This window comes from Sneathiella sp. D3-11, assembly GCF_055809395.1.
The window spans coordinates 3,495,615-3,515,487 of record NZ_CM147911.1 but is presented as its reverse complement, the minus strand read 5'-3'; the positions used below and the strand labels follow the sequence as shown (position 1 = coordinate 3,515,487).

General features: G+C 52.0%; 18 protein-coding genes. 5 read left to right on the top strand and 13 right to left on the bottom strand.

The window, feature by feature from the left end; all coding sequences use genetic code 11:
* Positions 1-32: 32 nt before the first annotated feature.
* The 4 genes from metH to AC0L73_RS17750 are packed head-to-tail and all read right to left on the bottom strand — an operon-like array spanning position 33 to position 5,658.
* On the bottom strand, positions 33-3,740 hold the full coding sequence (gene metH / locus AC0L73_RS17765; protein WP_473654443.1) for a methionine synthase: 3,708 nt from the start codon (positions 3,738-3,740) through the stop codon (positions 33-35).
* Positions 3,741-3,771: 31 nt separating this feature from the next.
* A complete protein-coding gene (metF, locus tag AC0L73_RS17760; RefSeq protein ID WP_473654442.1) occupies positions 3,772-4,701 on the bottom strand; it encodes a methylenetetrahydrofolate reductase [NAD(P)H] in 930 nt (309 codons plus the stop codon).
* Positions 4,698-5,303 (bottom strand): class I SAM-dependent methyltransferase, encoded by a 606-nt coding sequence (locus AC0L73_RS17755; protein WP_473654441.1) that lies wholly within the window; start codon positions 5,301-5,303, stop codon positions 4,698-4,700. Before AC0L73_RS17755 ends, metF begins: the two co-directional genes overlap by 4 nt.
* Positions 5,197-5,658, bottom strand: coding sequence for an ArsR/SmtB family transcription factor (locus AC0L73_RS17750; protein WP_473654440.1), 462 nt, complete (start codon positions 5,656-5,658; stop codon positions 5,197-5,199). Before AC0L73_RS17750 ends, AC0L73_RS17755 begins: the two co-directional genes overlap by 107 nt.
* Before the next feature lie 315 nt (positions 5,659-5,973).
* On the opposite strand from AC0L73_RS17750, the gene AC0L73_RS17745 reads away from it, so the two are divergent.
* Together AC0L73_RS17745 and AC0L73_RS17740 are read left to right on the top strand one after the other, a co-directional pair.
* Entirely contained in the window at positions 5,974-6,771 is a 798-nt protein-coding gene (locus AC0L73_RS17745) for an MlaA family lipoprotein (RefSeq protein WP_227951765.1), read from the top strand.
* A 70-nt stretch (positions 6,772-6,841) separates the two neighbouring features.
* Positions 6,842-7,468, top strand: a complete 627-nt coding sequence (locus tag AC0L73_RS17740; RefSeq protein ID WP_473654439.1) for an MlaC/ttg2D family ABC transporter substrate-binding protein — start codon at positions 6,842-6,844, stop codon at positions 7,466-7,468.
* Positions 7,469-7,522: 54 nt separating this feature from the next.
* Here AC0L73_RS17740 and phoB read toward each other — a convergent pair whose 3' ends face one another.
* From phoB to AC0L73_RS17700, 8 genes are all read right to left on the bottom strand, one after another.
* The gene (gene phoB, locus AC0L73_RS17735) at positions 7,523-8,203 is read right to left on the bottom strand and encodes a phosphate regulon transcriptional regulator PhoB (protein WP_473654438.1); all 681 of its coding nucleotides are present in this window, start codon (positions 8,201-8,203) and stop codon (positions 7,523-7,525) included.
* A gap of 17 nt (positions 8,204-8,220) precedes the next feature.
* Positions 8,221-8,937, bottom strand: coding sequence for a phosphate signaling complex protein PhoU (gene phoU, locus AC0L73_RS17730; protein ID WP_227951762.1), 717 nt, complete (start codon positions 8,935-8,937; stop codon positions 8,221-8,223).
* Between the two features lie 30 nt (positions 8,938-8,967).
* The gene (gene pstB, locus AC0L73_RS17725) at positions 8,968-9,780 is read right to left on the bottom strand and encodes a phosphate ABC transporter ATP-binding protein PstB (protein ID WP_227951761.1); all 813 of its coding nucleotides are present in this window, start codon (positions 9,778-9,780) and stop codon (positions 8,968-8,970) included.
* Between the two features lie 6 nt (positions 9,781-9,786).
* Entirely contained in the window at positions 9,787-11,094 is a 1,308-nt protein-coding gene (pstA, locus tag AC0L73_RS17720; protein ID WP_473654437.1) for a phosphate ABC transporter permease PstA, read from the bottom strand.
* Complete coding sequence (gene pstC, locus AC0L73_RS17715) at positions 11,087-12,328, bottom strand: phosphate ABC transporter permease subunit PstC (RefSeq protein WP_227951759.1); 1,242 nt, start codon at positions 12,326-12,328, stop codon at positions 11,087-11,089. The genes pstA and pstC overlap by 8 nt, the downstream gene beginning before the upstream one ends.
* Before the next feature lie 84 nt (positions 12,329-12,412).
* Positions 12,413-13,453 (bottom strand): PstS family phosphate ABC transporter substrate-binding protein, encoded by a 1,041-nt coding sequence (locus tag AC0L73_RS17710; RefSeq protein WP_227951758.1) that lies wholly within the window; start codon positions 13,451-13,453, stop codon positions 12,413-12,415.
* Between the two features lie 132 nt (positions 13,454-13,585).
* On the bottom strand, positions 13,586-14,926 hold the full coding sequence (locus AC0L73_RS17705) for an ATP-binding protein (RefSeq protein ID WP_473654436.1): 1,341 nt from the start codon (positions 14,924-14,926) through the stop codon (positions 13,586-13,588).
* 102 nt (positions 14,927-15,028) lie between these two features.
* Positions 15,029-15,775, bottom strand: a complete 747-nt coding sequence (locus tag AC0L73_RS17700; protein WP_227951756.1) for an SIR2 family NAD-dependent protein deacylase — start codon at positions 15,773-15,775, stop codon at positions 15,029-15,031.
* A gap of 194 nt (positions 15,776-15,969) precedes the next feature.
* Here AC0L73_RS17700 and AC0L73_RS17695 point away from each other — a divergent pair, with 194 nt between their 5' ends.
* From AC0L73_RS17695 to AC0L73_RS17685, 3 genes are all read left to right on the top strand, one after another.
* Complete coding sequence (locus AC0L73_RS17695) at positions 15,970-16,335, top strand: hypothetical protein (protein WP_473654435.1); 366 nt, start codon at positions 15,970-15,972, stop codon at positions 16,333-16,335.
* A 156-nt stretch (positions 16,336-16,491) separates the two neighbouring features.
* Positions 16,492-17,463 carry a tetratricopeptide repeat protein gene (locus tag AC0L73_RS17690; RefSeq protein WP_473654434.1) on the top strand — a complete coding sequence of 324 codons (972 nt, stop codon included), beginning with the start codon at positions 16,492-16,494 and terminating at the stop codon, positions 17,461-17,463.
* Positions 17,456-18,349 carry an SPOR domain-containing protein gene (locus AC0L73_RS17685; protein WP_473654433.1) on the top strand — a complete coding sequence of 298 codons (894 nt, stop codon included), beginning with the start codon at positions 17,456-17,458 and terminating at the stop codon, positions 18,347-18,349. Before AC0L73_RS17690 ends, AC0L73_RS17685 begins: the two co-directional genes overlap by 8 nt.
* 536 nt (positions 18,350-18,885) lie before the next feature.
* On the opposite strand, the gene AC0L73_RS17680 is transcribed toward AC0L73_RS17685, so the two are convergent.
* Positions 18,886-19,869: a type II secretion system F family protein gene (locus AC0L73_RS17680; protein WP_227951753.1), complete on the bottom strand. Its 984-nt coding sequence runs from the start codon at positions 19,867-19,869 to the stop codon at positions 18,886-18,888.
* Positions 19,870-19,873: the final 4 nt, after the last annotated feature.

Sequence of the window (19,873 nt, the reverse complement as noted above, 5' to 3'; positions counted from 1 at the left end):
AAAATCAACTTTGCGTCATTAAACAGAGCGACTTACCCGGCACGCCGAACCCGCTCATAGGCAAGGTTTGAGGCCAGCAGTCTTTCTGCTGCGTCGGGCGAAATTCCCTTGCGTTTGGCGTAATCCTCCACCTGATCACGACCGACATTGCCAATCCCGAAATAGCGTGCCTCCGGATGAGAGAAATAAAGCCCCGACACCGACGAGGCCGGCATCATGGCAAAACTTTCGGTAAGCTCAATACCGACGCGCTTTTCCGCTTCCAACAGATCGAACAATCCGCGTTTTTCCGAATGCTCCGGGCAGGCCGGATAGCCGGGCGCCGGGCGGATACCCTGATAGCTTTCGCGGATCAGATCTTCGTTGCCAAGTTGCTCATCGCGGGCATAGGCCCAAAGCTCTTTTCGCGTTTGCTGATGTATATATTCAGCCATCGCCTCCGCCAGTCTATCGGCCAAGGCTTTTAACATAATACTGCTGTAATCATCATGGGTTCTCTTGAATTCTTCAAGCTTTGACTCAATTCCGAGACCCGCCGTCACGGCAAAGGCGCCGATATAGTCCTTCAGGCCGCTTTCCACCGGTGCGATATAATCCGCGAGGCTGTGGTTGGCGCGCCCGTTTTTCCGCATCATCTGTTGACGCAAAAAGTGGAAACGATGTTTCTCTTCGGTTCGGCTCTCATCCGTATAGACAATCACGTCATCCCCGTCCCGCGCTGCCGGGAATAATCCGACAATCGCTTTCGCCTGCAACCATTTTTCATCAATGATCTTATCCAGCATGGCGGTCGCATCGTTATAAAGTTCGGTCGCGGTTTCCCCGACAACCTTATCTTTCAGGATTTTCGGGAAATGTCCCGCAAGCTCCCACGTCCGGAAGAAGGGTGACCAGTCAATATACTCGCGCAAACTCGCCAGGTTTATGTTCTGGAACTCATTCAGGCCAGGAAAAGGCGGTACCGGAGGCTGATACCCTGACCAGTCGATCGGCACGGCATTTGCGCGCGCTTCTGCCAGTGTGAATTGCTGATCGGGGCGAGATTTTTTCAGATAATTCTCCCGTACTTGCTCATATTCTACTTTAATACTATCGACTAACTCTTTGTTGTTTTCGTTACTGGTCAGCTTCGTCGCAATACCAACAGCACGAGAGGCATCGGTCACATAGATCGTTGTCCCGTCATATTGCGGCGCGATCTTGAGCGCCGTATGCACCTTCGAGGTGGTCGCCCCGCCGATCAACAGTGGCAGTTCAAATCCCTGTCGCTGCATTTCTGCGGCAACTGTCGCCATTTCTTCAAGGGACGGCGTGATCAGCCCGGAAAGTCCGATAATATCAACCTTCTCCGCGATCGCTGTTTCAAGGATTTTCGAGTACGGCACCATCACGCCAAGGTCGATCACCTCGAAATTATTGCATTGAAGGACGACGCCAACGATGTTCTTGCCAATATCATGCACATCGCCCTTGACCGTCGCCATCAGCACCTTGCCCTTGGTCTGGGACTCACCGCTCTTGTCTTTCTCCGCCTCGATAAAGGGCAGAAGATGGGCAACTGCCTGCTTCATGACGCGTGCGCTTTTCACCACCTGCGGCAGGAACATCTTGCCCGACCCAAAGAGGTCACCAACTACATTCATGCCGTCCATCAACGGCCCCTCGATTACCTGAATGGGCCGTGGGAACTGTTGGCGCGCCTCTTCCGTATCGTCGATGATATAATCGGAAATGCCTTTCACCAACGCATGGGTCAGCCGCTCACCGACCGTTCCTTCGCGCCAGGAAAGATCAATGACATTGCTCCGCTTCTGGCCGATGGCCTGCTCCGCCACTTCGAGCAAGCGTTCCGTCCCGTCCTCGCGCTTGTTGAAGACCACATCCTCAATGCGGTCGCGCAGGTCTTCGGGGATATCTGAATAGACGGCAAGTTGGCCCGCGTTCACGATGCCCATATCCATGCCCGCCTGGATCGCGTGATAGAGGAAAACGGAATGCATCGCCTCGCGCATGGGGTTGTTGCCCCGGAGCGAGAAGGACATGTTGCTGACGCCGCCGCTGATCTGAATATGCGGGAGGGTCGCTTTTAGCTCGCGCGTTGCCTCAATATAATCGCGGGAAAAGTTACGATGCTCGTCAATGCCCGTGGCAATGGGGAAAATATTCGGATCAAAAATGATATCTTCTGGAGGAAAATCAACGACTTCCGTCAAAATCTTATAACAACGCGTGCAGATCTCAATCATCCGCTCTTTGCTATCCGCCTGCCCATCTTCATCGAATGCCATGACCACAGCCGCCGCGCCAAAGCGGCGCACTTCCCGCGCATGCTCAATAAATTCCTCTTCACCTTCCTTTAAAGAAATCGAATTGACGACGCCCTTGCCCTGAATGGTTTTAAGGCCTGCTTGCAAGACTTCCCATTTGGAACTGTCGACCATGATCGGCACCCGGCTGATATCCGGCTCCGAGGCGATGAGGTTGAGGAATGTAGTCATGGCGGATTTCGCATCCAGCATGGCGTCATCCATATTTACATCAACGATTTGCGCACCGTTAATCACCTGCTCCCGCGCGATATCGAGGGCTGTATCATAATCCCCTTCCATCACCAGTTTCTTGAACTTGGCAGAACCGGCAACATTCGTCCGCTCCCCGACATTGATAAAACCCGCCACATCGTCCAGATAAAGCGGCTCCAGCCCGCTCAAGCGACAAACTGGTTCGAGATCGGGTATTTTGCGCGGTGGAAGATTGGCAACGGCCTCGGCAATGGCGGCGATATGTTCCGGGCGCGTACCGCAGCACCCGCCGACAATATTGACAAGGCCACTTTTCGCAAACTCGCCAAGCTGTTCAGCCATATAGGCCGGGGTGTCGTCATAGTCCCCAAGTTCGTTGGGAAGGCCGGCATTGGGATGCACGCTAACCCGCGCCGTCGCAACGTTCGAGACAGACTGAACATGCGGCCGTAAGTCCTTGGCACCCAACGCACAATTAAATCCGATACTGATTGGCTGCACATGCGCCATGGAGGCCCAGAAGGCTTCTGCTGTCTGCCCCGAGAGGGTCCGTCCCGACGCATCGGTGATGGTGCCAGAGACCATAACTGGATGACGAATGCCCGTTTCATCGAAGTAGCGCAGAACCGCATAGATAGCAGCCTTGCAGTTGAGGCTGTCAAACACGGTTTCGATCAGGATGATCTGCGCCCCGCCATCAATCAGGCCCCGCAGTGCCTCATCATATGCCTCGACCAATTCATCAAAGGAAACATTGCGATAGCCCGGATCATTCACATCTGGTGAGATCGATGCCGTGCGGTTGGTCGGCCCCAGGACGCCCGCCACGAAGCGTGGCTTTTCGGGAGTTTTTTCCGTCCAGCGGTCAGCCGCCTTGCGGGCAAGCGCCGCGCCCTGCTTGTTGAGCTCATAGACCGCCTTTTCCAGCTTGTAGTCCGCTTGCGCGATCGAGGTGGAGTTGAAGGTGTTAGTCTCCAGTATGTCGGAGCCCGCCGCCAGAAAATCATCATGTATACTTTCAATCACCTCTGGCTTGGTGAGGGTCAAAAGGTCATTATTGCCCTTCAGGTCATTGCTGACATTGGCATAGGCTGTACCCCGGTAATCTTCCTCCGTCAGCTTAAACCCCTGTATCATGGTGCCCATGGCGCCATCGAGAACCATGATCCTCTTATCAAGAATAGCCTCAAGTTCAGCAAATGCCGGTGACTTCTGCATGGGGTGACCTTTTATCAAAAAGTTAAATTATTTAAGAAGTTACAGTCTTTAACTCAGGCCGCAGCCCAAGCGTATGGCAGACGGAATAAACCAGATCCGCCCGGTTCAATGTGTAGAAATGGAAATCCGTGACCCCGGCGCGCTGCAATTGCAGACACTGTTCGGACGCGACCATCGCGGCGACAAGATTACGCGTCGCCGGATCCTCATCCAGATCTTCAAACAGATGTGTCAGCCACGCGGGCACCTGCGTGCCGCATTGCTTGCTGAACTGTCGGATTTTGGAATAGCTGGTGACCGGCAATATACCCGGCACAATCGGAATGGTAATACCATGGGCCCGCGCTCTGTCGATAAAGCGAAGATAAACTTCTGGATCGAAGAAAAACTGAGTAATCGCCCGGGTCGCACCGGCGTCCATCTTGCGTTTAAGATAGTCTATATCGGCAAGGCTGGACTTCGCATCGGGATGAATTTCCGGATAACACCCGACGGAAATTTCGAAATCATGTTTTTTCTTGAGAAATTCGATCAACTCAACCGATCCTGCAAATCCGCCAAGGTGCGGCTTGAAAGCGTCATGGCCTTCCGGCGGATCGCCGCGCAACGCAACAATATGCCGGATCCCGCTCTCCCAGTAGCGATCAGCAATTTCTTCAATCTCGCCCTTCTCCGCCCCGACGCAGGTAAGATGAGCAGCAGGCTCCAGCGTCGTTTCCTGCCGGATACGGCTAACCAGCGAATGGGTCCGCTCCCGTGTTGAGCCCCCGGCCCCGTAGGTAACAGAGACAAATTTCGGATTGAGCGGTGCAAGGCGCATCAGGGCCTGCCAATGTTTCTCCGCAAGCGCGTCAGACGTCGGCGGGAAAAATTCGAACGATACGTCAACACGGTTGCGCGCACCGGCCTCCCTCAACCCGCTGGAAACATCGTTCCGCTCCGGTATTCCTGACATAATCATGACGCAACGGCTCCTTTGGATTGGGTGACGGCGGCCGGAACGGCCGTCCATATATTAACAGTAAGGGGATCGCCTTTCAGGACTCTGAAATCCTTCGGCTCAAGCCCCGCGTCGGTGCAGTAGGCCCGAATACTGTCTTCATCGAAGCCCATATGCCGATGGGCATGTTCGGTTCGCAGGCTATCGAGTGTATGGGGGGCAAAATCGACAATCGCCAAAATGCCATCACCGCGAAGAAGGCGCGCAGCTTCCCTGATGGCAACCGCCGGATCTTCCGCGTAATGGAGCACCTGATGGATGACGATAGCGTCCTGTGACTGAGCAATAAAAGGCAGGTTATACATATCCGCGAGGCGCACCTGACAATTCCTAAGGCCCGCATCCTCAATCGCAGAACGCGCGAAGGACAACATCTCCCGGCTGGAATCAACGCCGATCGCGTGGGTAACCTTGGGGCCGAACAACTCCAGCATACGGCCGGTCCCCGTGCCTATATCAAGGAAATCGATGATCTTGTGACCTTTGGTAAGTGTGACAAGAGCCTCTTCCACCGCTTCTTCGGAGACATGAAGGGAGCGAGATCTCGTTCCAGCGGACGGCATTCTCACGGAAATATTCCTCCGCCGCCATGATCCGCGCCTTTTTAACAACCTCAAGACGATCTAAGTCCCGTGAAACAATGGGGTCTTCCTCCGGCACCAGATCAACGAGCGTACGGGCTAACAGCGACGCGTTATGTTTCGCCGACAATCGGTAAAAAACCCAGCTCCCCTCCTGATACCGGTCCAGCAGGCCTGCATCGCACAGAAGTTTAAGATGACGGGAAACACGTGGCTGGCTTTGCCCGAGAATCTGTGTCAGTTCACTGACCGTCAATTCCGAATGGCCGCAAAGTACCAGCAATCTCAGCCGGGTTTCCTCCCCGGCAGCGCGCAATCCCTGGAGCAGATTTTCCACATCAACCTCAATAAAATCATCAATTTGAACGATATAAACATATCTTTATATCTTAGTACAGGAAAAATATTGCCTAACTCGCGACTTTTTCGCCACACCATAGTAGTAATCTGTTGACCTGAAAAAACAGCGACTCGCCTTGAATATGGCCATGTGATAATTACAACTTCTGAGATTGCCGTGTCTAAGAACGTTGTTTTTTTGTGAAAATCGATTAAACAGGGTTAAGTAATAAGGTTAAAGACTTTGGTAACTCTTACCGGATAGGTTAGGCCTCACTTCCGGACCACAGGTATTGAGTTGGAAAAGATAAAAATGGGTTTGCGTTCAAAATCATCCTCCCTAAAAGCCGGTCTAACGGCCCTTGCGCTTCTCGTTGCCGTCAGTGGCTGTGCGACACCGCAGCAAAAAGACGGCAAAGCCGTCGCGGTGATGTATAACGAGGTTTACGATCCGCTTGAGCCGATGAACCGATACTTCTTTGACGTGAACTACGCGCTTGATGCACTGTTCTTCAAACCGGTGGCAGAAATATATCGTGGCGTCGTTCCAGAGCCTGTACGCGATAGTGTCACGAACTTCCTGACCAACCTGTCGCAGCCGATCTACCTGATCAATAATGTCCTGCAGGGCGACCTCAATGGCGCCGGCGACAACATGGGCGCCTTCTTTACCAATACTTTCCTGGGGGTTGGCGGCCTGTTTGATGTGGCCAAATTGAATACTCCATCTGAAGATATGGGCCAGACTTTTGCGAAATGGGGCATTCAGGAAGGGCCGTATCTCGTTGTTCCAATCCTCGGTCCAAGAACAACACGTGCCGCCGTTGGTGGTATTGCCGATTATTATCTCGACCCGATCAATTACGCCGCCAAAGAAAATGATATCGAACATTTCGGCGTCATTCGCACAGCGGCCCATGGGCTGGACCAAAGGTCCCGTTCAATCGAGGCTCTTGATGAAATCGAAAAGAACTCGATCGACTTCTATGCGGCAATCAGAAGCCTGTATCGACAAAATCGGAACAATATGATTCTTAATGGTGCCAGCAATTCGACACAATTGCCGGATATGTCATTCGATGATGATGACGAGCCCGTTAAGAAAAATTAGTTAGATTTAATTTTTTTATTCGAAATTTTATTTTCCAATTGGAAACGAATTCCGTCGGGGGTGTGTTTTAATGTTCACGAGACGAAAATTTTTCCAGGGAACGCTCATCGCTGCGGCAATGACTGTCCTGTTTCAACCATCGGCCTTTGCGGCTGAAACCAAAGAACAAGCTGCCCTAGCGATGGTCAAGGCTATCGGAGATGAGGCTGTAGCTACGCTTGCGGATAAGTCTTTAAGCGAAGAGCAAAAGCAGAAACGCTTCGAGAAGTTTCTTGATTCCAGCTTTGATATGAAACGCATCGGACGCTTTGTTCTTGGTCAGTACTGGCGCGGCGCAACCGGCGCAGAACAAACCGAGTTTCTAAATGTTTTTCGCGATTACATGGTGACAAGTTACGCCGAGAAAATCGGCTCCTATTCCGGGGAAAATCTGGAAATCAAGGATGCAACATCACTCAATGACAAGGAATCGCTGGTTCATTCCGTGATTGTTCGGCCCAACGGTCCGCCTATCAAACTTGACTGGCGGGTTCGCAAAACCAATGACGGCGAGAAGATCGTCGACGTCATTATTGAGGGTATCAGCATGGCACAGACGCACCGGTCCGAATTTGCCTCTGTGGTCAGCCAGCCCGGCGTTGGCGTTGAAGGTTTGATCAACAAGCTGAAAGAACAGATCAAGACCGCGTCAAACTAACGGCGTTATCTGAATAAATTAAATGCCGCCCCGCAACCGGCCGGGCGGCATTTTTTATGCCTTCTCGAAGCAGTAACCCACCGCGCGGACAGTCCTGATCAGGTCGACGTCACCTTTTTCGTTCAGCGCCTTGCGCAGGCGGCGGATATGGACATCAACCGTCCTATCCTCGACATAAACATTTTGGCCCCAGACACCATCGAGCAGTTGCTCACGGGTAAGGACTCGCCCTGCCCGCTCCATAAAGTAACGGAGCAGCTTGAATTCCGTAGGACCCAAGCGCAGTTCTCGTTCGCCCCGCTTGACCTTATAGGCAACCAGATCGACGACGACATCGGCGACGCTCAGCTGCTCGTTGCCCGCTTCCGGATTACGGCGGCGGAGAACAGCGCGAATGCGAGCCATCAGCTCAGCTGGTGAAAAGGGTTTAGACACATAGTCATCCGCCCCAACATCTAGGCCCCTCACCCGGTCGGCTTCTTCCCCGCGCGCAGTGATCATGATAACCGGCAGGTTGCTATGCTTCTGGTCGCGGCGAAGACGGCGACAGATCTCGATACCGGACACCTTTGGCAGCATCCAGTCGAGCAGGAGCATATCGGGATGTTCTTCTTCGATAGCAAGCATTGCTTCATCCCCGTCATGAGCGGAAGCAACGTCAGATCCTTCGCTTTCAAGATTGTATCGCAGGAGCTCGACCATGGCCGGCTCATCTTCTACTACAAGTATCTTCATCTGGTTATACTAACACCTTAAGGATTTTCATTCTCTATCATGGTGACACTGGTCTTGTCGCCCTTCGGGCGCGGTTCCGTCGGCATCTCGCCGGTGACCTGATAGATGATAATTTCGGCTATATTTGTCATATGATCGCCGATCCGTTCAATATTTTTTGCCATGAAGATCAGATGCGTACAGCTTGTAATGCTGCGCGGATCTTCCATCATGAAGGTCAGGAGTTCCCGGAACATACTGTTATAAAGCTGGTCCACCTCCTGATCCCGTCTCCAGACATCATACGCGAGATCAGGATCGCCAATGGCATAGGCCTTTAATGTGTCATCAATCATCCGGCGAACCATATCGCCCATCCGAGGGATGGAGGAAATCGGCGCGAGCGACGGCGATGTATTCAGCGCGATCACACGTTTGGATATATTTGCCGCATAGTCGGCAACCCGCTCCAGGACGGACGCTATCTTGAGTGCCGAGATCACCAGCCGCAAGTCATCTGCAACCGGATTTCTGAGCGCCAGCACGCGGATCGCCTTGTTATCGACCTCTTGCTCCAGACTATCGACAGCCTTGTCCGCCTCGATCGTCTTGAGCGCGAGTTCGGTATTCCGCTCGGTCAAGGAGCGTACGGCTGCTTCAAGCTGGGATTCGGCAAGTCCGCCCATCTCGACAATGGTATTGCGAACATCTTCAAGCTCTTCGTCAAAAGACTTAACGATATGACCGCTACTCATTTTGGAATTCTCCTGTTCCTGACTGTGTTATCAACCGAACCGACCGGTGATGTAGCCCTGCGTCCGTTCATCGGATGGGCTGGTAAATAGTTTTTCGGTATTTCCTGTCTCAACAATTTCCCCAAGATGGAAGAAGGCTGTCTGCTGGGAAATACGCGCTGCCTGCTGCATCGAATGGGTCACGATAATGATGGTATAGTTTTCCTTAAGCTCATCAATCAGTTCCTCGACCTTTGCCGTGGCAATCGGGTCGAGCGCAGAACAGGGCTCATCCATCAGGATAATGTCCGGCCGCACAGCGAGTGCCCGAGCAATACAGAGCCGCTGCTGCTGCCCGCCGGAAAGGCCGGTACCCGATGAATGCAGACGATCCTGCACTTCCTTGATCAGGCCTGCCTTTTCAAGGCTGGTGAGCACAATTTCATCGAGATCGTCCTTATTCTGGGCAAGGCCATGAATTCGGGGACCATAGGCAACATTATCGTAAATCGATTTGGGAAACGGGTTCGGTTTCTGAAACACCATACCAACGCGCGCACGAAGAAGAACCTCGTCCACATCAGGGCCGTAAATATCAACGCCGTCGAGCAAGATTTCTCCTGTGACGCGGCATCCGTCCACCGTGTCATTCATCCGGTTAATGCAGCGCAAGTAAGTTGACTTACCGCAACCGGAAGGACCGATCAGGGAGGTCACCTGATGCTTGTTAATATTCAGCGATACGCCCTGAAGAGCATGATTGTCGCCATAGTACACATTGACATCCCGCGTCGAGATAATAACCCCATGGTCCGTATTGGGATGGCTTTCGACGTTTTCTTCTGCTTGGATTTGCACGTTCATTTCCTTCTACCAACGACGTTCGAACTTCTTGCGAAGGAAAATCGCAAAAGCGTTCATTAAGATAAGGAACCCGAGCAATACCATGATCGCGCCGGATGTTTTTTCAACAAAGGCCCGCTCCGGACTGTCTGCCCAGAGGAAAATCTGCACCGGCATAACCGTTGCCGGATCGTTAAAGCCGCCCGGAATATCGGCGATAAAGGCGACCATTCCGATCATCAGGAGCGGTGCCGTTTCACCGAGAGCCTGTGACAGGCCAATAATCGTGCCCGTCAGAATGCCCGGCATGGAAAGTGGCAATATATGATGAAACGCCGCTTGTTGTTTTGAGGCCCCGAGGCCAAGCGCCGCCTGACGAATACTGTCGGGCACGGCACGGATAGCCGCACGGGCAGCAATGATAATGGTCGGCAACGTCATCAACGCGAGCGTCAAACCACCAACGACCGGCGCTGATCTGGGCATATGTGCCACATTCAGGAAGATCGCGAGCCCGAGAAGACCAAAGACGATCGAGGGAACCGCCGCAAGATTGTTGATATTCACCTCAATCAGGTCGGTGAGCTTGTTCTTGGCCGCGAATTCTTCGAGATAGATCGCCGTCATCACACCGATAGGAAAGGCAATTACCATAGTAATCACGAGCGTATAGAATGAGCCAACCATGGCGCCCGCAATACCCGCCTTTTCCGGCTCGCGACTGTCGCCATTGGTGAAGAATCCCGTATTGAAATGAAGTTTAATGTCGCCGTCTGCTTCCAGCACATCCAGCCAGGCAAGCTCCTTGTCTTTTACGCGGCGGTCATCCTCCACCAGATTACGATCGATATAGCCCTTTTTGACCATATCGACATCATCCCCGGCAAGGAGCGAGACAGGGATCGTCTTACCGATCAGTTCCGGGTCATTCTCGACCATTTTACGTAGCTTCGTATTCGCATCTCCGCTGACGAGACCAAACAACCGTCTCAAGTCACGTCGACCTTTCACATCAGGGAATTTTTCGCGCAGGGCATTCTGCACCAGTTTGTTATAATTAGCCGAGCGAAGCTCCGCCGGGTCCAGCGTTCCATTCGGATCGATCACCTCCTCAGCGAAGGTAATGTCCAACGTGACAAAAGTCTGTACGAAGGCGGTATACCCCTTGCTGACAATGCTGAACAACAGGATCGCCAGCAATGTAAGCGCCGTGAGGATCGCCAGCAGCCCGGTCAGACGGAACCGGCGCTCTGACCGTTTACGCTTCGTCAGGTTCTTGAGAAACGCCTCTGATTGCCAGGCGTTGCCGCCCTCTTTTTGAGCTTGATCAGTCATATTTTTCCCGATATTTGCGAACCACGATCAAGGCGATCACGTTCAGGCATAAGGTAACAATGAAGAGCACCAGGGCCAGAGCAAAGGCGGCCAGAGTTTTGGCGCTGTCAAATTCCTGGTCTCCAACGAGCAAGCCAACAATCTGCACGGTAACCGTTGTCACGGCTTCCAGCGGATTGGCTGTCAGGTTGGCGGCAAAGCCAGCAGCCATAACCACAATCATGGTTTCACCAATTGCGCGACTGACAGCCAGTAGAACCGCGCCGACTATGCCCGGCAGGGCCGCAGGCAGGATCACTTTGCGAACAGTCTCTGATTTTGTCGCGCCAAGACCGTAGGACCCATCGCGTAAAGACTGAGGCACGGCCATAATGATGTCGTCACTCAAAGACGAGACGAACGGGATAATCATCATCCCCATAACCACACCGGCGGCAAGCGCGCTTTCAGAAACAACATCAATCCCGAGAGAATCCCCGAGGTCGCGGAAGAAGACGCCAACCGTCAAGGCGGCAAAGAATCCATAAACCACCGTCGGGATACCCGCCAGAATTTCCAGCATCGGCTTAACCACCGAACGGAACCGGCTGGACGCATATTCCGTCATATAAACCGCGCTCAATAACCCAAGCGGAACCGCAACACACATAGCGATAAAGGTAATAAGCAGCGTACCGGTGAACAATGGAATTGATCCAAATGCCCCGCTTGATCCCACCTGATCGGTGCGAAGGGCTGTCTGCGGGCTCCAGGTGAGGCCGAAGAAGAACTCACTCATCGGCACCTTGCCAAAAAACTGGATCGTTTCGAACAGGAGCGAAAGAACAATACCAAGTGTCGTCAGAATGGAAATAATCGAGGCCAAGATCAGGATCACATAGATCAGACCCTCAATCGTCTTGCGGACCCGAAGATCCGGATTAATTCTTAAAATTGAGAAATAAAGCCCTGCCCCGGCTGCCAGCAGAAGAATAACCGGAAAAACAACCCGGTCTATCTGTCGCATAGCGCCTGTGTCCATCTGGATTGGCGTCACCTGAAGTATGGCCCAGATACCTCCAAGAATAACTGGCGGCACAAGAGCCCAAATGACAACATACAGTCCGAACTGATGCGGACGCGGCGTTAAAAAATTAGAGGATTTACGGACGGTGTTGAGCGCCTTTTTTGAACCAAACCAATATCCAACCGCAGACATCAGCAAAAGAACGATTAAAAGAGGATAAAAGCTCATATCGGTTTCTTTTTGTTAGTAAAAAGGCACAAAAATGGAAAAAAGAGGCGAGCGACATATGTCACCCGCCCCTTTTAATCAGGATTACATAAGTTTCAAAGGAGCCAGGGCGAGAGCTTCTTTACGTACTTCTGCACGTTCAGCTTCGGAAAGTGGGATCAGGCCCTTCTCTGTCAGGTAACCATATTCACCGAATGCTTTTTCGCTGGTGAATTCTGCAATGAATTCCTTGATGCCGGTCACTTCACCAACATGCGCATCCTTCACATAGAAGAAGAGTGAGCGAGAAATACCATACTGACCATCAGCAATATTTTCAAAAGTCGGCTCAACACCGCCAACTGTCGCGCCCTGAAGCTTGTCAGAGTTCTGGTCAAGGAAACTGAAACCGAAGATGCCGACAGCGTCTTTGTTTGCTTCGAGTTTTTGAACAATCAGGTTGTCGTTCTCGCCAGCTTCGATATAGGCACCGTCTTCACGAACTGAATGGGCAACCGCCTTGAATGCTTTCTTGTCTGATTTTCTCAGGTCTTTCAGCATGTCAAAACCTTTTGCGCCGCCTTCCATGGCCAACTCAACAAACGCATCGCGTGTTCCGCTGGTCGGTGGTGGGCCGAGAACTTCGATTTTTGTATCCGGAAGAGACGGATCAACGTCTTTCCAGGTCTTGTATGGGTTATCAACCAGCTTTCCGTCGATCGGAACCTGTTTAGCGAGAGCTGAAAAAATCTGTTTTTTCGTCAGGTTAAACGGCGCAACCGCTTTGGAATTCGCAAGAACGATACCGTCATAACCAACTTTAACTTCGGTGATATCGGTAACGCCGTTTTTCGCACAAGTTTCAACTTCTGACTTTTTGATACGACGTGACGCGTTCGTTATATCAGGTGTGTTCAAATCTGCGCCTGCGCAGAAAAGCTTCAAACCACCGCCAGAACCGGTGCTTTCAACAACTGGCGTTTTAAAGTTGCCAGTGCTGCCGAATGCTTCGGCAACTGCTGTTGAAAATGGGAAAACAGTTGAAGAGCCGACGATCCTGATCTGATCGCGAGCCATAGCTTGTCCGGAAAGGGCAACAGTAGCGACCGTTGCGGCGATTGCCAGACCGAGAGTTTTGTTTAGCACGTTTCATTCTCCGTTAATTGCATACGACAGCATTATCTGTCGTTGGACGGGACAATGCTCTTCATTCGCGACAGAAGTACTACAGTTTCATGACAGTAATGTTACAGGCGACAAGTCCCTGTTTTCTGCGGATCAGGAGGTGTAAATCGGTATTCTTACGGCGAATTTCGAGCCTTCACCGACCACGGATTCAATCTCGAGATGTCCGCGATGGCGACTCACAATATGTTTAACAATTGCGAGGCCCAATCCCGTTCCGCCAAGTTTCCGGCTGCGGTCACTGTCAACTCGATAAAATCTCTCGGTTAATCGGGATAAATGCTCTTCGGGGATACCCTCCCCTGTATCAATGACGGTGATGCGCGCCTCACGGCCCGTTACAGTCACCTCTATGCGAATTTCGCTTTCCTCAAAGCTGTATTTCAAGGCGTTATCGATGAGATTGGTGAAAACCTGTGTCAACTGATCAAAATCACCGGTGACAAACACACCATTCTCCGGCATCTGCACGGCAATTGATTTACCCATTTCGACCGACTTCGCCTTGAGCAGGCTATTAACACCTTGTAATACCTTACCAATATCCACCCGATCGGAGGGGCGGCTATGCTCATTGATCTCGATATGTGACAACGATAAAAGATCGTCAATCAGCTGCGACATGCGGAGAGACTGCGCCTGCATCATGGAGAAGAACCTCTGATGCGCCTCCAGATCGTTCCGCGCAGGCCCGATAAGCGTTTCAAGCGCCCCGATCAGGATCGCAAGCGGGGTTCTGAGTTCATGGCTGGCGTTGGCGACAAAATCAACGCGCATCTGCTGCATGCGGCGCGACTCCGTCAGGTCATGCAGCGTGACAATGAGGCGAAGCCCCTCGCTGCTCTCGTCTCTCAGGTTGACAATATAGGCCGCGACATACCGGGGAACGACATCGGAGATGGTAAATTCAATCCGTGTATCCGGGTCCTTACCCGCATAGGCCGCATCGACTGCCTTCAGCAGGGCCGGATGGCGCAGGAATCGGGTGAGGTCCCCTTGCATCTCGGTGACGTTGAAGAATTTATTCGCCGCCGCATTGGAACGACGGATACTCCGCCGGTTGCCGAGCACCAACACCGGGTCGGGCAGCATGTCGAACAAGAGCGACGCCTCATCCTGGCGCGATTGCGCTTCTTGCAGCATATGTTGCAGAACTCGGCGGTATTGCTGCATGGTCAGCAGCAAATTATCCAGAGGAAGCAAGCCGGTTCGCAGGCCCGCCTTGTCATCCCCCTCCAACGGGGACATAATTGCCGCCCGTTCCATGCGGAAGGCCACCGCCTGCATTTCGCGAACCAACCGGGTATAGAGAATCAAGGCGGGTAATACCGCAGCGGCAAGAATCAATAAATATTCTTCTATTACAAAGTCTTCGCCCGAATATAAAAAGAATGTGACGATGGAAACGGGCGCAGCCATGGCGAAAACAAACACCAACATTTTCCATAAGTAACTACTACTATTATACATTCTCTATTCTCATTACGCGGTACCCAGATCAGGGGAAATTTCAATGTTTCTTATGAGAGTGTTATTTTACAATTTTGTGACAGCGGCGAGCGTTTCCCCGATTTCCCGGTTGAGCACTATATCCGCGTGACTGTCCAGCGGTGTCGGTTCGCGGTTGAGGATCACCAGTTCCGCCCCGCCCTGTTTTGCCATCAACGGTATCTCCGCCGCGGGATAAACAACGAGAGAAGAGCCGATGGCCAACAATAAATCGCAGGTCAGAGCCGCAGCAGAGGCTCGGCGCATTTCCTCAACCGGCATGGCCTGACCGAAGGAAATTGTCGCGGTTTTGACGATCCCGCCACATTTTTCACATATTGGCAGGGTTTCATTGAGTGAGAAAATTTCCTGCACCTCTGAAAGTTCCATCCGCGTTCCGCAATCGAGACATTTCGCATAGGTCGTATTTCCATGCACTTCAATCACATCCTCATCACGAATGCCGGATGCTTGATGCAAGCCATCAATATTCTGCGTGATCACCGCACCGATTTTTCCTTGATCATAAAGGGAGGAAATTGCCATATGTCCTTTATTTGGCTTGGCTTTTGACAGAACAGATTCCATCGCGAACTTGCGCCGCCAGCTCTCGCGCCGTGCCTCTTCCGATCCAAGGAATTCGGAAAATTCAATCGGCCGGTTCTTTTCCCAGAGCCCGCCGGGACTCCGGAAATCAGGGATACCGGATTCAGTGCTGATCCCTGCCCCGGTAAAAATGACAATTGATTGGCTGTTCTCAATCAACTCGGCAAATGCTTCAAACTCCGCTGGCATTCCAATCTCCTTGCGCGCGCCGCATTTCCCACATTACAGGCGCTTTGCTTCTATGCCTATTATAGGGAAAAAGCACGGAACACCCTAATTTCGATATTTTTTCTCATCCCCTGTCACAAAGGCCCCCGCGAGACGTCATCTGTACATGTCAAACGGCATCGCTTCTACGCGCGGCCCGTCATCAGGAGTACAGCATGAACAGGGAAAACATGAACAATATCGTCGCAAAGGAATTTTCAGACGCTTTGGCCCGTTGCAACCAGCAGGGCATAGACGCCAGTACGGTCCGCACCGGATTACTCACCATCGCCATCGCCAATTTCGTCAACGGGATTGGCCTCGATAACACGGTTTCTCTATTTAGCGTGCTGCCAGAGCAAATCCGCTCCGGTATGTTCGATCGCTTCGTCGATCCGTCGCAACCTCGGGCGGCAAATTCCACCCCCGCCTATCGCGCCCCGGTCAGCGTAACCCAGCAGCAACCTGTCGATGTCAGTCGACATGTTGCTTCAGCTGCCCCGGCGGCACAGACGGCACCCATTAAGCGGCGGCGCTTATAATCGAACTCGGTAGAAAATGCGAAAATCCTGAAAATTACCCTCAAGGCCGTCCCACAAATTTTACAACAATTTTCCCTAACCATTAACCGTTTTTAAGGAAGATGGTCGTAGGCTGTAGCATAGATTTGGTTTATATTTTAAAAGAGAGGCCTAGCTGTGCCGCAAAATATACGTCTTGCCGCTCGTTTCCGGACTGTACTTCTCGCTACGACTGGCTTGGTTGCCGCGGGTTGTAACACTATTTCGGATCAATCTGCTTCTGCCGATCCGGCTGGAGCTCCGCCTGCTATTACAAAAACCACCTCCAGCGATGCCACCACATCAAAGGCGATGTCTTATGAGGCAATGTTGCGGGTTGCAGAGCGGGCGTGGCAGAAGAATGACGCTACCACGGCACTCGGAATTTATGCCACCGCTGCCAAACAGCGACCAACAGATCCCGCGCCTTATCTCAAAATCAGCGAAATACTGCGTAAAACGGGTCGGCCGCATGAGGCCATTACCGTTTATCAGCGCATTCTTGCCTTCGATGCAAGCAATCTCGCAGCACATCACGGTATCGGCTTCAGCCATCTGCAGATGGAAAAGCCCTATCTCGCCTCTCAATCCTTTACGAATGCCCTCGAAATTGACAGCAATGATGGCAAGTCACTTGGCGGCCTCGCGGTTGCTCTCGACAAGGCTGGTGATCATGAGCAGGCACAAAGCTATTATCAGCGCGCCGTCAAGGCAGATCCAAATAACCTCAATCACAAGAGTAATCTGGCACTATCTCTCGCCCTCTCTGGCAAGACTGAGCAGGCAATTGCAATTCTGAAAGTTGTTACGGAAAACCCGAATGCAACGGCTAAGCATCGTCAGACTTTAGCGCTTGCCTATGGCTTGGCCGGAAAATCCGGTGAGGCGATGAAATATTCACGTATGGATCTCTCAGAAGAGGATGCCCGCAACAATGCGCTTTACTTTGAAGCGCTGAATAGCAACGCGGACGAACAGGTTGCCTCTCTTGATGATCAAATCAAAAAGATGAAAGCCTCGCATGTTACAGTCGCCGCCGAAGAGCGGGCGAAAGGCAACATGCCACGCCTGCCAGAAAATCCAGATATATTAGTTTCCCGCCATGGATGAAGAAACGCTCGGCACGGACGCTACCAAGGGCAAGAAAACATCTCCTTTCAAGACGCAACCGAAAAGTCTTGTCCCGGAATCAAATGCTCTAATGATGATGGCAAAATCCGAACCGCCAATGTCAAAAGAGGCTCCGGTAAAGGATATTGCTCCGGTTGTTGTAGCCAAGAAAGAGGCTCCGAAGCCGATTGAAAAGCCGACTGTCACGGCAATGAAAAAACCTGAAAAGGCGAAGGAAAAGCCTGTCACTTTTGTAAAGAAAGAAATCGCACCGGTTGAAAAACCCGTGACCATGGCAAAGGCAGAAACCCCTGCCCCGGCACGTGAATGGACGCTGGACAAAAAAGCAATTCCGGCTTCACCCAAGAAAAGCGAGGCTGTCCTTACCAAAGCTACCGAAGACAAAGCTCTGGCCGTTACTAAAGTAGGTCTGGTGCCGGGAGACATGCCCCTAAATAGTGAAGTTCGTGCCTATAAACCTGATGGTGGCAGCTACTTCCTGCAGATCGGATCTTACAAAGAAAAGTCCGACGCAGAAAAAGGCTGGAGGATTGTGCAGACCCAGAATGTCGATCTGCTCAGTGACGTCGATCCTGTTATTCAAGAGATTGACCTAGGTGAAGAAAAGGGCGGCATGTTTTACCGTCTGAAAATTGGCGGCTTTACTGACAAGATGCGGACAATGCAACTTTGCGGCAGTCTTCGGGATCGCAAATTTGATTGCTTTATGCCCACAGAAGCCAAAGTACCTGCCAAGAAAGACAGCACGCCCTCCCTCGCCCCGAACCAGCGGATGGTGGATAGCAAGGATGCAAACAAACCGAGGACGCCAACGGAGCCGAACCTGACAGCCGAATTCGGAGAAGGCTTTAGTGGCGCTCTCTAAAAGATAGTCAGATCAACGACGAACGGGCCGGCTTACCATCGGCCCGTTTTTTTATGCAGATACTTCTTTGTCACATTGCGCCCCTTTAGCTTGAAACTGCTCCAGCACTGTCCCTTTCTACTGAACGGGCCGCTCTCCTCCATCAAGTTAAAGCCTTCCTTTCCCGCTCCATGCCCTATTTATCTAAATTCTGGGCATCCATGGGCTTTCACCGGAAAACCTTGGGGAGCCCTGGAGTTCCCAGGGCAGCCCAGGGTAGCCCTGGAAATTCATGGAAAGCCCCCGATAACCCAACTAAAAGCCCCAAACAATGGGCAAACATGGAGAATAGTGGAGAGTTACAGAAGGACCATGGAAATAACTTGGATAGAGCATGGATATCCCATGGAAAGTGATGGGCTGCTCTATGTAAGGGTAAGCGACTGAACCTTCCTCACACTGAAACAAACTATAACGGCGCCTGAATTCTTATAAGACGCAGGAGGAAGCTATAGCTATTGGAGTTTGAGAGCCCAACCGTAACCCGCCAGCCGCGGTCAGCTGCCGCCCGAGAAAGCATCGATTGCTTTCAGAACCGCAGGGCCGATCAAAACAATGAACAAAGCCGGCAGGATAAAGACAATCATTGGCACCGTCATAATGGCTGGCAAGCGAGCGGCCTTTTCTTCGGCTTTCATCAGGCGTTCATCCCGCATTTCCGCCGCCAGCACCCGAAGTGCAACAGCGAGTGGCGTGCCATATTTCTCTGTCTGGATCAAAGTATTAACCAGCGTGGTCATCGCCTGGAAGTCCACGCGCGCCGCAAGATTGGCAAGCGCCATTCTACGATCCGGTAAGAAACCGATTTCAATTGAAGTTAGACCAATTTCATCAGACAGCTCAGGTGCGGAATTTGCAATCTCCCGGCAAACCCGATCAAGCCCGCTATCCAGATTGAGCCCCGCCTCTGTACAAATCACCAGAAGATCAAGCGCATCGGGAAGCGACTTACGGATTGCCTGATACCGTTTCGCTATCTTGTTTTTCACCAATGTGTCAGGCACTAAATATCCAATGAAACCGGCAAAGCCCGAGGCAAGCAGTTTCACTGGAACAGACCATTCCACCGCGCTTGTCCCAAAAAGATAAGCTGCTGTCAGTACAGTAAATAAAAGCGGCAGGGAAACCTTGGCAAAAAGATAGGCCACCAGTGCATCTTTCGATCGCCATCCGCCCTTGGCCAGCTTGGCCGCCATCACCTTTGCTCGTTCACCCCGCATCAGCTGTAGCTTCTTCACCACACGATGCATCATGTTCTCGCGTACGACCAGCTTGCTGCGCTGTTTCGTCTCGTTGGCCAGATCAGTTTTCAACTTGGTTCGGCGTTTTTCGAGGTTCTTGATCCGGCCCGGCAACGCGTCCTTTACTAGAAACGCGTTCCACATCATCAGGACAACCGCAAAGGAGGCACCTCCCGCGATCAGAGCCAGCATATTCTCGGAGCGTAACCAATCAGGAAATAGCGTGACGATATCAACCATTTCT

Bases quoted from the DNA above. Each gene is read 5' to 3' on its own strand.
- metH (WP_473654443.1), bottom strand. From the start codon at position 3,740: ATGCAGAAGTCACCGGCATTTGCTGAACTTGAGGCTATTCTTGATAAG.
- metF (WP_473654442.1), bottom strand. From the start codon at position 4,701: ATGATTATGTCAGGAATACCGGAGCGGAACGATGTTTCCAGCGGGTTG.
- AC0L73_RS17755 (WP_473654441.1), bottom strand. From the start codon at position 5,303: ATGCCGTCCGCTGGAACGAGATCTCGCTCCCTTCATGTCTCCGAAGAA.
- AC0L73_RS17745 (WP_227951765.1), top strand. From the start codon at position 5,974: ATGGGTTTGCGTTCAAAATCATCCTCCCTAAAAGCCGGTCTAACGGCC.
- AC0L73_RS17740 (WP_473654439.1), top strand. From the start codon at position 6,842: ATGTTCACGAGACGAAAATTTTTCCAGGGAACGCTCATCGCTGCGGCA.
- phoB (WP_473654438.1), bottom strand. From the start codon at position 8,203: ATGAAGATACTTGTAGTAGAAGATGAGCCGGCCATGGTCGAGCTCCTG.
- phoU (WP_227951762.1), bottom strand. From the start codon at position 8,937: ATGAGTAGCGGTCATATCGTTAAGTCTTTTGACGAAGAGCTTGAAGAT.
- pstB (WP_227951761.1), bottom strand. From the start codon at position 9,780: ATGAACGTGCAAATCCAAGCAGAAGAAAACGTCGAAAGCCATCCCAAT.
- pstA (WP_473654437.1), bottom strand. From the start codon at position 11,094: ATGACTGATCAAGCTCAAAAAGAGGGCGGCAACGCCTGGCAATCAGAG.
- pstC (WP_227951759.1), bottom strand. From the start codon at position 12,328: ATGAGCTTTTATCCTCTTTTAATCGTTCTTTTGCTGATGTCTGCGGTT.
- AC0L73_RS17700 (WP_227951756.1), bottom strand. From the start codon at position 15,775: ATGCCAGCGGAGTTTGAAGCATTTGCCGAGTTGATTGAGAACAGCCAA.
- AC0L73_RS17695 (WP_473654435.1), top strand. From the start codon at position 15,970: ATGAACAGGGAAAACATGAACAATATCGTCGCAAAGGAATTTTCAGAC.
- AC0L73_RS17685 (WP_473654433.1), top strand. From the start codon at position 17,456: ATGGATGAAGAAACGCTCGGCACGGACGCTACCAAGGGCAAGAAAACA.
- AC0L73_RS17680 (WP_227951753.1), bottom strand. From the start codon at position 19,869: ATGGTTGATATCGTCACGCTATTTCCTGATTGGTTACGCTCCGAGAAT.